Source organism: Microbacterium sp. P2_F9 (assembly GCF_056403635.1).
The window spans coordinates 1-13,172 of the sequence record NZ_JBFUFC010000100.1; the positions used below are offsets into that span (position 1 = coordinate 1).

Sequence of the window (13,172 nt, forward strand, 5' to 3'; positions counted from 1 at the left end):
TCCGAGCATTCCGTTGGAGGTCTCGAACAGGGTCAGCCCGTGAAACTCCCACGCGCGGGAGCTTGGTCCTGCGCCGAACCAGCCGGGAGGGACTTCGACTCGCGGTGCGGGACGCAGCGTTGCGATCTGGGGAGCGCCGCTTGACGCCGAAACGGGGGACAAGGCGAGCAGCCCGTAGGTGAGGGCAGTTGCTATGCCCGCCGCCGCGACAATCGAGGCCGCCCACACCAGTCGAACACGCCACGACAGCCGCCGGGGCTCACCGTTGGCGTCAGCCGACGGATCGGGGACAGGTTCATCGGGATCGGAGGTTTGCGAGTCGTCAGGATCGGGGGCGGCCGTGCTGTCATGTTCGCTCGCCTGAGCCGCGGCGTCCGGCGCCTCAGCGAGTCCCTGATTCTCGGCGGCATGCGAGGAGCCGACTGCCGCAGACGTGTCTCGCGAGATGGGTGCGGGCACTTTGATGAGCCCTTCCAGCTCACGAAGACGCCGTAGCGCGGCCGAGTCCGTTTCAATGTCCGCCGAAGGACCGTACGCGCGGGAACGAAGAGTCTGAAGCTCGTCAGCGATCTCGGTGTCCATCGGCGGCATCGTCTCACGAGATTAGCTCCCGTGCGCTACCCGCCATCCCGCGAGTCGTGCGTTTCCGATGCCGGTCCTGCAGCGGCGCCGGCAAATCTCATGACCCGCACTCCGGCCGTGGAGTTTTCCGAGCACCCCGGTGGAAGTGTGACCTTTTGGGGTGCTGCGGACACTATGAAGTGTGGGCGACTCTGACGAAGTGGTGTGGCAGCGCGTAGTCGCGGGCAACGCCCGCGACTACGGACTGATCTGGGATCGGCATCGCGACCGCGTTATCCGGCACCTGCGTCTCAGTGGCAGCAATCTCGTAGACGCAGACGACTTGGCGGCTGTGACGTTTCTCGAGTTGTGGCGGCGTCGAGGTGATGTGCGATTCGTGGACGGGTCGCTGTTGCCGTGGTTGATAGTGACCGCGCAAAACGTCCACCGCAACGCGCAACGCGCTAATCGTCGCTACCGCGCGTTCTTGGCGTCCCTTCCAGAGCCAGAGCACGCGCCGGATCATGCCGATCAGTTCGCGGAGTTCGATAACTCACAGTTGGGGCGACTGCGCGGTTTGCTGGCCGATGCGCGTCCGGCAGATGCCCGCCTGTTGGCGATGACCTCTCTGGAGGGGTTCACGATCCGCGAAGCGGCCGCCGCGCTGGGCGTCTCCGAATCAGCGGCGAAGATGCGGCTCTCACGACTYCGGCAGCGGCTTTCGAGCTCGCTTGCTCCCATCACGGAAGGGGAAACACCATGACAATCCCATCCACCCCGAGCAGGTCTGACGCSATYCGCGCCGGCTTGATCGCRCATGTCGCMTCCTCYCSYCCCCGCGCCSGCRTGGSGTGGGCCGCTGGCCTGGTGGCTGTSGGAGTGATCGCGGGTGCCGGTGTGTCCGCGGCCGCTTTCGCTGCGACAGACAACTGGCCCTCTCCCGGCCCGGAGACGCACCCGGCTGGCAACGGGATCGTCATCGAACAGCCCGCCGGCCAGCCCACACCTGCGCTGACCGATCCGGTTGTTGCCCCCCAAGGCGTCATCCCGGGACAGCCGGTGATCACCGTCGTCGGTGACCCCACCTCTCTTACGGTGACATCCCCGATCGAGCTACCACTGACGAACCGGCCCAACGAGGCCACCCATGTGCGGGTCACCGTCACCTGCCTGACCGTAGGAAAAATCGTCTGGGGAACAGACCCCAGTGGAAACAACCCCGCCAGTTCCTGCACCGCCACCGACGCGGGAWCCGCCTCGGGGACGGCGTGGCTGGACCTCCCACTTGACGWATCCACCACGACTCTCTTCGTGAACCCGSAGGGCAAAGCGACAGCGAGCGTGACAATGCAGTACGTCAACTACGTACCCACGCTGCTCGGAGTGAATGAACACGGCGAAACCTACGGTTCGGGAGCGTCCGACCAAGGACAACCCGACCTGATCCTCGTCGAGACCACCGCAGCGGACGGAAACSCCCTTCAGGGATACGTGCATGCAACCGCCCTGAACTCCTTCTCACCCGACCAYGCAACCCCGCCCTCCAACCCAGACGAAGCTCTCGCCTGGCAGGAAGAACGCGACCAGAAGTACCCGAACGGRTGGGACCTCCCCGTATTCGAATCCGACGGAACCACCCAAATCGGCACATTCCACGTCGGCGGCTAACACCAGTTCACGGTCGCTCCACGCGGCAACTCGAGCAGAGGCGGATCGCTCACCCCGACGGTTGGTCACGCAGACGCATCCGGTGCCGATCGATCAACGTCGCAGGGTCGAATGACAATTGGGTCAAGCGGGCATTCGATGCCCAGAAAGAACTTCGAGCCTCCGTGGACAGTTGCGCGGTCTGCGGCCATGTACAGGGTGAAGGGCTCCAGGAAGGCGACACCCACATGAATGACTTCGACCTCGACACCCGCATCCGTGCAGCGGCACCGCGCGTATCCAGCCCGATGGGGCTTCCTGACCACGGAGCCCGCATTCTCCGCGAGGCGCGCCACCGACGTCGGCGCAAGCTTCGTATCTGGACAGCTAGCGTCGCCGCTTCCGTCGTCCTCGTGGGCGGAGGAACCGTCGCGATCGCCGGCAACGGTCTGCAGACGCCCTGGGGTTGGACAGCCGATAACGTGTACCAGTTCCCTGGCCCGAACGGTCAGACGTGCTTCGCCGGCCTCGTCGTGAAGCCAGAAGGAGTGGCCGCGGACGCAGAGGTTGTTGTTGTTGCCCGGGAGATCGTCGCGGGGCTCGACCTCGACACGCTCGACATCTCAGAGGCGGTGGCGGAACTCGAAGCAGAGAACGACCAGCCGCTCGATGACGGTGGTCCCGGAATCCTGCACCAAACCCCGCAAGAAATTGCCCAGTCCGCGGTCTTCATGACTGTGACCAACCTCATGTTCACCGAACTGAAGGACCGCGGCCTAACCACCTCGGGAGACCAGGTCTCCGTGAGCTTGTTCTACCAGGCGCAGGGCTGCCAGTGAGCCCCGCGCGCGACAGCGATGCGCACATCCACGAACTCGTTCGACTCAATGCGGACGACCTGCTGCGATACTTCCAGCGCCGCCTCCTAAACGACTCCGATGCAGCGGAGGCGCTCGGTGAATTGCTGCTCACGGCCTGGAAGTTGAGACGCCGAGTGCCGAAGGACCCCACGGAGGGCCGGATGTGGCTGTTCGCTGCCGCGCACAACGTTCTGCGAGACTCCCGGCGCACACTGGCCCGTCGTTCTGCCGCGGTTGAGCGGCTGGTGAGTGACATGCGGACATTGACCCCACCCGCATGGGATGACACCGCAATCGAGGTCCGCGACGCCCTCGACCGGCTCCTAGACGAGGATGCAGAACTGGTCCGCCTCACCTATTGGGACGGCCTAGCATCCCACGAGGCAGCATCCGTTCTGGGCATCAATCCGTCGACAGCTCGCTCGCGGTTGTCGCGCGCGAAACAGCAATTGCGCGTAGCACTCGAGGAGATCGAGTGCGCGGAGAAGGGACCTGACGATGTACGAGCCGCGTCCATCTGATATCACGCTGCCACCGACTGAACCCATCCACATAGTGGTACCGCAAGTTAGCGCCCAGCCGGACATGGTCTAGGACTTCACTCGCCGGTCGCTGAACGCGACAACTCTCGTCCGCAAGCGGACCGGCCCGGGGCGACGTAGATGCCCTACCGAGGAAGTTGCGGATACCGCTAGCGTCGGATCCATGACAGCCATAGCCGGACCTCGGCGTTCGACCCCAACCCTTCCCGTGATGGCTCTCGCGGTCGGGGCGGTGAGTATTGCGGCATGGCTTGTGCCGGGCGTCGTCGGCATGGTCATCGTCGGTCTCACGGGCACCGTCGCGATTCTCCTGGGAGCTGGCAGCCTTCTTGCGGTCGACGATAAGTCATCGCGGTCTGTCCGTGTCATGGGAACAGTCGCCGTGGTGCTGGGGCTCATGGGTCTGGCAGGGCTATGGGTCACCGCCGTGCTCGTGGCAGCGATCCCCGGCTGACCAGCCGCTCCGGATCGCACGAATCCGACGTGGAGCCTGCTGATGCGAAAGTGCGCACCGGACGTGGACCGCTGCTCACCCGACCGTAGGTCCGTCCATCAACGCGACCGCTTGAGTCGCGGAACCGTCTCTAGTCACGCCCGCTAACTGTTGCGCGCTCTTGTCGCTGGATAGTGCGGTAGATAGTCGAGCGGGCGACGTTGAACAGTTCAGCAAGCTCAGCTGTCGAATGGGTACCGGCGTTGTAGACCTCCATAAGGTGGCGTTGCTGAAGGATCGAGAGTTTGGGTTGCTTCCCACGAAGTCGTCCCTTGGCCTTGGCGACCTGCATCCCTTCGCGGGTTCGGGCTCGGATTAAGTCGGACTCGAACTCGGCGACCATCGCGAGGACGTTGAACAACAGCCGGCCCACCGGATCGAGCGGATCGTGCACGGACCCGCCGATGCTGAGCTTCACATGCTTCGCCGTCAACTCGTCGACGATGTCCTTGGCGTCACGCAGAGATCGCGCCAGACGATCGAGCTTCGCCACAACGAGCGTGTCGCCATTCCGGCAAGCGGCCATCGCCTCCCGGAGGCCAGGTCGCGCACGATTAGTGCCGGTCAGCCCATGATCGGTAAAGATGTATGCCGGGTCGACGCCGAGACGCTCCAAAGCGATTCGCTGGGCTGTCAGATCTTGTTCAAATGTGGAGACGCGAGCGTATCCGATCAGAAATTCATTCATGGCGGAAGACTTCTCTTGCGGCCGCGCTCGGGCTAGATGCAATCACTCCACCGCGGTCGACTGACCAGGCAAGCAAACGGTCTCCGAAAGCTAGGGCCAGGGGAAGCCATCGATCGCGACCTTGACCCTCCTGCAGGGGTGTGCGAGGGCTGACTATCGGTTCTGCGGAGCAGGCGCTGATTCGCGACATTCCCGCAAGACCTGCCCGCGATCCGGTCGCACTCGGGGACGTCATACGCACTGACGCCGAAGCACCACAAGCCACGACGAGGGCCTGAGCCATTGCTCACCGCGAGGGTTCGACGCTGTCGCGATCTGGCTGCCTCCGACAAGCGGAATGAGCGCAAAGTAGAGAATGCAATGCGCGACGCTCTGAACGCGTGTCGGGACCAGTTGGAGACGGCCAGCCGTGCAGTTTCCGCCGCCGCGGGCCCGTCAGCAGTCAGCGCGAATGTCGGGCACCGGATCTTCACTCGTCGCGACCCGGAAGCGGCCCATCACGGTGACGGGTGCCAGCCCGGCGGCGGTCGATCGCGGAAGGATGCGCAGACTCACGTGCCGAGGGGCGCCGTGGAGGCGGAGCTCTGCCAGTGCGAGGGAGCGTGGAGTTGCGCTGGCCGGCAACGTTGCCTCAACCCATGCGATCGCGACGTCGTCTGGGCTCAGTTCGGTGATGTCGCGTTCAAGGACCACCGATGCGAGGTACCGCTTCTTGCCGGCGGCGATCGTCGATCTCGACGCGAGAGTAGGAAGCGGGCGAGGCGTGCGCGACCGGTTGGTCATGGAGATCGTGACCCGCCACAGATTTTCCATGACGAGATCCTCGACCGGATGGACGCCGTGTACTTCGATCTTGACACCGTCGAGACTCGCCGACCTACGGCCATGCCGGCGCCATAACTGACGTCCGGTGAGAAACGCCACAACCCCGATGCTCGCCCCGGCTAACAGCCAGCCGAGCGGAGACGTCCAGTCGCTCATCGGTATCTCCCTGCCTCCATGGATAAGGGATACTCCTGACTACAGACACGGCCGGCGTGAGCACTGAGATCAGCTAGAACTCTCCGATCGCGAGGCCGAGTCGCAGGTAGAGGTCGGTCACCGCTTCGTTGTTGACCCGGTACTTGACCCAGGAGCCTTTTCGACCCTCTCCCATCGGTGGATCGGCGATGACGATCCCTGCCGTCTCGAGTTCCGCGAGGTAGGGCTGGACCGTTGATGGGCCGAGCTCGAGGGCGTCGCAGAGCGGGCCGATCGTGACATCCGGGTTGGTGCGCAGGACGCGGAGGATCCCGGCCTTGACCAGGTTCCCGAGGATCGCGACAGGCTCCTGTGCGTCGTCTGATCCAGCGGGCTGCGCAAGTCGGGGCATCTACCCATTGTTCCGCAGCGCTTCGTTCCCGTCGAGGAAAACTATCCGGCTTAGCTGTTTACAACGCACCCATACGGCTATACAGTATGGGTCATGAGTGGGGAGCGAGCACGGAGCGAGTCGGTATCGTGCCCGACCGTGGCCGCCATTTCTCACGCACCTCTAATGGATTTGTCCGGTTTGACGCGACTATATTGCGCCGAGCGTCCCAGCGGCCGCGTCCTCTCCTCCCCAGGCGCACCTTCGGATGGACTTACTCACAATTATGTTTCCGATCGTTTAGCACGAGCCATAGTTGTGCGTAGGATGCCCGCACGGCGACCTTTGCGAGTGTCGACCTGTCCGCGCACGGGTGCCGTCCTGATCGATCAGGAGGGCCGACAGTGGTGACGACGCAGCGTTCTCGTCGGGGCGGGCTGTTCTGGGCGATCCTCGGTGGCCTCGTGCTGATCGCAGGCATCGTCGCGATCATCGTGGTCCCGCTTGCCGGGCAACCGTCGCCGACAGCAACTCCAACGCCAGCGACCACGTCTGCTTCCGGAAGCCCCACGCCACCTGGCTCCGCTGGCGGTGAGGGTGAGTTCGTCGACCCGAGCGTCACGGCGCAGGGCTGGGTGCCGGAACCGATCACCACCGATCCCGAGACATACATCCGCGCCGCACTGGCGGCGGCATCAACCTTCGACACCACCAAGAGCTCCCGGGATGACTGGCTCACCTACCTGGATACCTGGTTCACCCCGGACACGCGTTATGCCTCAGAAGCAGACCAGCAAGCGGCGATGGCCGCCTCGCAGGTGGAGTTGCGGCAGGGGGTCGTTCTTCCACAGGAGGAGTGGGATTCCCTCGCCGCCGAGGACGGTCGCGTCGTCGCGGTGGTGACGGGCGATCTCGTCTTCGTTCCGGTGACGGAGGATCCCTCGGGCGACATGTCGATCGGCACGGGCGACATCACCCTGACCAATACCCGGTCTGATGGTGGTGACGGGGAGACATCGTATGAGGAGAACGTCCGGGTGAGCGTGCAGGTGCTGTGCGGGGAGGGGTCGGTCCCGACCCCGAACACGGCGCAGCAAGCCGGCGATTGCAAGGTGGTCCGGTACTTCACGGAGCCGTTGGAGCCCTGACATGGGTGCCCCGGTCGCCGCCGCCGCAGCCCTCGCCAACACGAGGACTGGTCGGAAGATCGTGACCGGGGTGATCTTCGCCCTCCTGCTCTTGATCGCGATCGTGATCACCCCACTCCTTGCCATCCCGTTCGTGATCGCCGGAAGCGCCGCAAGCGCCGCGCTCACGACCACGAACGGCGCTCCACCCGCGGCCAGCGGAGCCTGGGGGTACCCGCTCGCGGGTCCGTACTCCACGGGTCGCGGGTTCGGCTACCACCCCGTCGTCGGGTGCAGCTACTGCTCCACGAACCACATGGGCTACGACATGGCCCAAGGGTGCGGTGCCACGGTCTTCGCGGCCAGCTCGGGCACGGTCATCACCGCCGGTCCCTACCAGGGGTACGGGAACGCGGTCCGCATCGACCATGGCGACAACCTGGTCACCCTCTACGGGCACATGCGGTGGTCCTCGCTCCGCGTCACCGTCGGTCAATCGGTGACAGCAGGCACGGCCCTTGGCGCCGAAGGCAATACCGGCAAGTCGTTCGGCTGCCACCTCCACTTCGAACTCCAGAAGTCCGGAACTCCGGTAGATCCGGAGCCGTTCATGGCCGCCCTCGGCCTCCCCCTCAGATAGCCACACAGCAAGGAGCGCAGCATGAGACATCCCCTCACCGTCCTCACCGATGTGGAGGTGCCCCCGATTGAACMGGACTTCTCCGCCCCGTTCTTCCAGGGCTTCCAGGTCATCGCGTCCTACATCCTGGCCGCCGCGATGCTCGTCGTGCTGATCATGCTGATCATCGCCGGCGCATCCCTCGCGTTCCGGGGCCTCGCCCCCGAACGGATGCGGTCCTGGGCTGGCGAGAACATCATGTGGATCTTCATCGCGGCCGCGGTGCTCGGCGCCGCCAGCGGCCTGTTCGCCTGGTTCGTGAACTTCGACTTCGGCTTCTGATGCACCACCTGCGCGCCCTCATCATCGGGACGGCCATCGGCGCCGCCCTGGCCTTGAGTGCGCTCGCGCCGGCATCGGCTACGACATCGATCCCCACCGCTACACCCGTGGCTTCGATGGAGGCGGTATCGGGTGAGTCTTGGTCTGCTCCGAACTACCCCGTCGATTGCGAGAGCGCGAGCGGGCAGGTGACGTGCACCCCGTCAGATCCCAAGAACGTGACGGCCCAGCGATGCTTTGTTGGCGTGGTCGTGGATGGTCAGAGAGCCACTGTCTGCACGACGTTCGAGGGGCACACTCAGGCGATTCAGGCAGCTGGTGGGCGTGCCCTCCTCGTCGAGTACGGGTGCAGCCTGGGGGACGTCGTGTGTGTCACGTTCGAGAACGCGGGCCGCGGGATGGCGATTTCCGCGACCGGGATGATGTACGTCGTTGCCGCGAACATGCGGTTCGATACCAGCTCGGTGCTGTGGTCGGCCGCGGTCGGGGAGTGGTCATTCTGGCAGTGGGCGATCCTGGTCATCACGTTCTGTGCCATGGTGTGGGCGATCGCGGCCGCAGTCGTCTCCGGTGACCGCGGGGAACTGATCGGAGCGTTCGTCCGGTCGTTCCTCGCGGTGGCCTTGGTGCCGATCTCGTTGTGGCTGACCGGGCATCTGCTCAACGCGGTCGATGACATGACCTGGTACATCATGAACCGCAATGGCCCGCTGGGCCTGTTCTCCACGTTGCAGTCGGTGATGTGGGCGGGCGGTCAGGCGAACTACTTCTTCGCGTTCCTCATCCATGGGCTGCTGATGATCGGGATGCTGCTGCTGATGCTGGTGTTCGCGTTCCGCAACATCGTCCTCGCGGCGCTGATCGCGGTCGGCCCGGTGGCGTGGATGCTGTTCCCGGTCCGTGGCATTGGGCCCCAGTGGGTGGTCCGCTACGTCTCCGCCGTGGTCGTGCTGCTGCTGACCGGCCCGCTGACGATCGGGTTCGTGACGTTGATCATCAACGGGCTCGCGACGGTGAAGACGATCTGGGATCCGCAGTCCTGGCCGCTGCTGGTCGGGCTGGCGTTGGTGGCGTTCGCCCCGTTCGCGATCTTCGGGCTGTTCAGCTTCGTCGGCGCCGTGGCGGCGGACGGGGTCGGGTCCCGGATCGGATCGCAGGGCGGACGCATGGCGACCGGAGCGGCCCGGTCCGCGGTCAGTATTCCCACCCGTGTCGCCGGCCTCCCCGCCGGAGTACGCCCCAGCGGCGGCGCCCCAGGTGGACCGAAGCTGACACCTGCGACGACACGGTCGTCGACCACCCCGCGGGGCGCATCCGTCCCCGCGCAATCCCGTCCCGGCCCCTCATCGGGGTCGCCCACGCCCACGGCCCAGACGCAATCTGGCCCGCCGAAGCCGCCGTCCACCCCCGTGGGTAGCCCCACTCAGAGGAGGTCCTGATGACCACCACACCTGACTACGCCCGTCCTGTTCGTTTGCCGCGTCGGTCCCGGCAGGGAGTGGTGATGGGGCTGGACCCGTGGCAGCTGACGTTCGTGACCGCCGCCGCGCTGGTGCTGCTGATCGCGGTGAACCGGTTCGGCCCGCTCGGGCTGCTGTACGCGGCACCGATCTATCTCGGGTTCGGGGTGACCGCGCTGACCAGCATCCATGGGGTGTCCACGCCGAAGATGGCCGGCCTGTGGCTGATGAAGCAGGTCCGCCACGCCGCCGGGGCTACTACGAACGTGTACCGGCCGGAACGCACCCAGCTCGCCGGCACCCTGAATCTGCCGGGGACGCGCGCGTCGATCCAACTGTGGGATGTCGACGGGGTGGCGTGCGTGTACAACCCGCACGACCGGTCGGTGTCGGTGCTGGCGGAGTTGGAGGTGCAGGGGTTTCTGATGCACGACACCCCGGAACGGTTCGACCTGGCGGAGCAGTTCGATCGGGTGCTCGGCCCGTTCACGCAACGCCCCGGCATCAAACGGGTCACCCTGCAGGAGCGCACCCTGCCGACCACGATCCGTGCCGCCCGGGAGCATTACGACACGGTCCGCCGGGTCCGCCAGCTCGACCCGGACTCCCCCGTCGCCCGCAACTACGACGAGGTGATGGACCGGTCGGAACGGTTCGAGGTCGCGCACCGCAACTACATCATCTTCACCCTGGACCTGGTCGCCCTCGGCGGGCAGTTGAAGTCCCTCGGCGGCGGGAAGGACGCGATCCTCGCTCTCGCAGCGATCGAGGCCGGGAATCTGGCGGACGCGTTGAGTGCGGCGAAGATCAAGGTGCGCCGCTGGCTGTCCCCCCGCGATGTCGCCGCGTTGGGCCGGTTGGCGTTCGATCCGGAGTTCGCCGCGACCGTGCAGAACCGCCCCGACGCCCTGACCGGGGTGGACCCGGTCGCGATCGGTCCGATGTTCCTGGAGGAGCCGAAAGGCCGCAACGGGGTCGTCGTCACCGACTCCGGGGTGCACACCACCATGTGGATCCACGAGTGGCCGCGCGCCGACGCCCCGGTCGGGTTCCTCTCCCCGATCGTGTTCGCCCGGCACCCGAACACCGGGGAGGCGATCACCCACATCTTCTCCATCGTGCTCACCCCGGTCCCGGTGTCCAAAGCGCTCAAACGGATCCGGGAGGAGAAGAAGGTGTGGCGCGGCAACGAGCAGCTCCGCGCGAAGCGGGGGGCGGACGGGTCGGCGGCGGACGCGGCGGACTGGAAGGCGCTCGAGCAGCAGGAGCAGGAGATCGCGAACGGGCACGGCGAGTTCCGGTACGGCGGCTACCTCACCGTCAGCGCCCCCGATGAGGAACGCCTGGACCAGGCGATCGCCGGGATGCGCAACGCCCTGTCCCGGGCCGGGATGGAAGCGCAGATCCTGTACTGCCAGCAGGCGGAAGCGCTGATGGTGAACGCGTTGCCGGTCGGGCTGGGGATGAAGTGATGGCCCGCCACACGGTCACTTTCACCCCCGGGAACCTCACCCGGGCGCAGAGACGCGCCCTCCGCCAGGAGACCGCCCAGGCCGTGCGGGAGGAACACCCCACCCCGTCCACCCGGAAGGACCGGGCGCTGCCGGAGCCGGCCGTGCCGGGACCGTTCGGTCCGGGCATCCTGCAGGGCGGGTACTGGAACCTGGCGAAAGCGGACATTCCGGCGCATCAGGCGACGTCGCAGCACATCGCCGGGATCTACCCGTTCGTCGCCGACTCCGGGCTCGGGCACCGCGGTCCGGTGATCGGGGTCGACCTGAACGCCGACGCGCTCTGGCACTTCTCCCCCTGGGAGTCGTACGTGGACGCGTCCGAGCGGGGCACGTTCAGCACCAACATCCTCGTCCTGGGCGCGTACCGGTCGGGGAAGTCCGGGTCGATCAAGATCCTCACCACCCGGTCGATCGCGTTCGGGCACCAGGTGGTGGTCCCCTCCGACCCGAAAGGCGAATGGGTGGCGATCGCCGAAGCCATCCCCGGCGGCCGGGTGATCCGGCTCGGCGGCGGCACCGGCGCCCGCCTCAACCCCCTCGACAGGGGCCCGCGCCGGTCGGACGCATCCGACGAGCAGCACGAGCAGATGGTCAAGCAGCGCCGGATCGGCACCCTGATCGCGATCATCGAGATGACCCTGGGCGGCCGGCTGACCGCGGTCGAGCATGCCGCGATCCTCGACGCCCTGGACCGGTGCATCACCCACACCGACGACCAGCCGACCCTGCGCGGAGTGTACGAGGAGCTGGGCCGGCTGGCGGGCGAGACGGATGCCGCATTCGGTGCCGCGGACGGGGCCGTGCAGCCCCGGTTCGTGCTGCGCCGGTTCGTGGAAGGCGACCTGTCCGGGCTGTTCGAAGACGAATCGACCGTGCAGTTCGACCAGGACGCCCCCATCGTGGTCACCGACACGTCCGAACTGTTCGCCCGCGGGGACCTCGCCGCGCAGCTCACCCAGGTGTGCTCCACCGCCTGGATCCAAGCCGTGATCAGCGACCGGGGCGCCCGGCGCACCCGGTACGTGGTCCGGGAAGAGGGCTGGCGGGACATGACGTCTCTGGCGTCGCTGCAGATGTTCCAGCAGTGGTTGAAGCTGTCCCGCCACTACGGGATCAGCAACATCGTCATCCTGCACAAGATGGGCGACCTGGACGCCGTCGGTGACGCCGACTCCCTGGAACGGTCCCTCGCCTATTCGATCGTCGGAGACATCGAGAACAAGTTCATCTTCCGCGTCAACCACCAGGAACAGGCAGCCCTCCGCCAGCGCTTGAGCCTCCCGGCACCGCACGTGGAGATGGCCAGGCAGTTGCGGCGCGGCGAGTTCCTCGCCTACGTCGGCCAGTACTCCTACCTGGTGGACTGCTTCGCCACCTCCACCCCCTGGGAGTACGACCTGTTCAAAACCGACGACGCCGTCTCCCCCGCCGACGACGACCCCGGCGAGCTGCGGCTGATCGAACCCGACGAACTGGACAGCTACTGGCCCGAACCCCTCGCACCCGAACTGCTCCCACCCGACGCCGCCGCCGGTGACGCGGGTGTGGACGGGTGGCTTGCCCCGCTTGACACCCAGCTGGAAACGGAGCCGTGATGACCACTGCCATCCACCCGCGCGCGTTCGCCACCGTCACCGGACCCACCGCGACATTCGTCACCGTCGACGGTCAGGCCGAACCCATCCAACCCACCGAGGGGGAAGACATCCGGCAGGCGATCGTCCGCCGCGCCACCCACGAGGCCCGCCGCACCGGCACACCCGTGGAACTGGTCACCTCCGGCGACCGGGGCGAGCACCACCTGCTGATCGGCACCGACGGCGCCCTCGGCCCCGTCACCACCGCCCCACCCGCCCCCGACACTCCGGTCCCTGTCATGACGGGGCCGGAGGAGGGTGTGCCGGAGTCTTTGCGTGGAGAGGAGGTGAGGGAACCGGCTCCGCGGCCGGGCCCGGTCTACGCTCCACC

The 13,172-nt window shown here is 66.3% G+C and carries 15 protein-coding genes and 1 pseudogene; 12 read left to right on the plus strand and 4 right to left on the minus strand.

Annotated elements, in window-relative coordinates:
- Positions 1 to 459: hypothetical protein (locus AC1DVT_RS11725; RefSeq protein ID WP_477389090.1), on the minus strand; the 459-nt coding region annotated here is incomplete at its 3' end.
- A gap of 304 nt (positions 460 to 763) precedes the next feature.
- On the opposite strand from AC1DVT_RS11725, the gene AC1DVT_RS11730 reads away from it, so the two are divergent.
- From AC1DVT_RS11730 to AC1DVT_RS11750, 5 genes are all read left to right on the plus strand, one after another.
- On the plus strand, positions 764 to 1,324 hold the full coding sequence (locus AC1DVT_RS11730; protein WP_477389092.1) for an RNA polymerase sigma factor: 561 nt from the start codon (positions 764 to 766) through the stop codon (positions 1,322 to 1,324).
- A gap of 116 nt (positions 1,325 to 1,440) precedes the next feature.
- Positions 1,441 to 2,229, plus strand: coding sequence for a hypothetical protein (locus AC1DVT_RS11735; RefSeq protein WP_477389094.1), 789 nt, complete (start codon positions 1,441 to 1,443; stop codon positions 2,227 to 2,229).
- A gap of 227 nt (positions 2,230 to 2,456) precedes the next feature.
- Positions 2,457 to 3,047: a hypothetical protein gene (locus tag AC1DVT_RS11740; protein ID WP_477389096.1), complete on the plus strand. Its 591-nt coding sequence runs from the start codon at positions 2,457 to 2,459 to the stop codon at positions 3,045 to 3,047.
- Positions 3,044 to 3,589, plus strand: coding sequence for an RNA polymerase sigma factor (locus AC1DVT_RS11745; RefSeq protein ID WP_477389098.1), 546 nt, complete (start codon positions 3,044 to 3,046; stop codon positions 3,587 to 3,589). Before AC1DVT_RS11740 ends, AC1DVT_RS11745 begins: the two co-directional genes overlap by 4 nt.
- 184 nt (positions 3,590 to 3,773) lie before the next feature.
- On the plus strand, positions 3,774 to 4,064 hold the full coding sequence (locus AC1DVT_RS11750; RefSeq protein WP_477389100.1) for a hypothetical protein: 291 nt from the start codon (positions 3,774 to 3,776) through the stop codon (positions 4,062 to 4,064).
- A gap of 130 nt (positions 4,065 to 4,194) precedes the next feature.
- Here AC1DVT_RS11750 and AC1DVT_RS11755 read toward each other — a convergent pair whose 3' ends face one another.
- The 3 genes from AC1DVT_RS11755 to AC1DVT_RS11765 form a co-directional block, all read right to left on the minus strand.
- Entirely contained in the window at positions 4,195 to 4,791 is a 597-nt protein-coding gene (locus tag AC1DVT_RS11755) for a recombinase family protein (RefSeq protein WP_477389101.1), read from the minus strand.
- A gap of 435 nt (positions 4,792 to 5,226) precedes the next feature.
- Positions 5,227 to 5,604, minus strand: coding sequence for a hypothetical protein (locus AC1DVT_RS11760; protein ID WP_477389103.1), 378 nt, complete (start codon positions 5,602 to 5,604; stop codon positions 5,227 to 5,229).
- A 241-nt stretch (positions 5,605 to 5,845) separates the two neighbouring features.
- On the minus strand, positions 5,846 to 6,163 hold the full coding sequence (locus tag AC1DVT_RS11765; RefSeq protein WP_477389105.1) for a winged helix-turn-helix transcriptional regulator: 318 nt from the start codon (positions 6,161 to 6,163) through the stop codon (positions 5,846 to 5,848).
- A gap of 443 nt (positions 6,164 to 6,606) precedes the next feature.
- Between AC1DVT_RS11765 and AC1DVT_RS11770 the strand changes: the two genes are divergently transcribed.
- The 7 genes and pseudogenes from AC1DVT_RS11770 to AC1DVT_RS11800 all read left to right on the plus strand — a co-directional run.
- Complete coding sequence (locus AC1DVT_RS11770) at positions 6,607 to 7,290, plus strand: hypothetical protein (RefSeq protein WP_477389107.1); 684 nt, start codon at positions 6,607 to 6,609, stop codon at positions 7,288 to 7,290.
- Position 7,291: 1 nt separating this feature from the next.
- Complete coding sequence (locus AC1DVT_RS11775) at positions 7,292 to 7,909, plus strand: M23 family metallopeptidase (RefSeq protein WP_477389109.1); 618 nt, start codon at positions 7,292 to 7,294, stop codon at positions 7,907 to 7,909.
- Positions 7,910 to 7,930: 21 nt separating this feature from the next.
- Positions 7,931 to 8,230: a hypothetical protein gene (locus AC1DVT_RS11780; protein ID WP_477389111.1), complete on the plus strand. Its 300-nt coding sequence runs from the start codon at positions 7,931 to 7,933 to the stop codon at positions 8,228 to 8,230.
- A gap of 251 nt (positions 8,231 to 8,481) precedes the next feature.
- Complete coding sequence (locus AC1DVT_RS11785) at positions 8,482 to 9,669, plus strand: hypothetical protein (protein WP_477389113.1); 1,188 nt, start codon at positions 8,482 to 8,484, stop codon at positions 9,667 to 9,669.
- The gene (locus tag AC1DVT_RS11790) at positions 9,669 to 11,162 is read left to right on the plus strand and encodes an SCO6880 family protein (protein WP_477389115.1); all 1,494 of its coding nucleotides are present in this window, start codon (positions 9,669 to 9,671) and stop codon (positions 11,160 to 11,162) included. The genes AC1DVT_RS11785 and AC1DVT_RS11790 overlap by 1 nt, the downstream gene beginning before the upstream one ends.
- Complete coding sequence (locus tag AC1DVT_RS11795) at positions 11,162 to 12,799, plus strand: hypothetical protein (protein WP_477389117.1); 1,638 nt, start codon at positions 11,162 to 11,164, stop codon at positions 12,797 to 12,799. Before AC1DVT_RS11790 ends, AC1DVT_RS11795 begins: the two co-directional genes overlap by 1 nt.
- Positions 12,799 to 13,172 (plus strand): annotated as a pseudogene (locus tag AC1DVT_RS11800) (hypothetical protein); the annotation flags it as partial. The gene AC1DVT_RS11795 and the pseudogene AC1DVT_RS11800, both read left to right, overlap by 1 nt.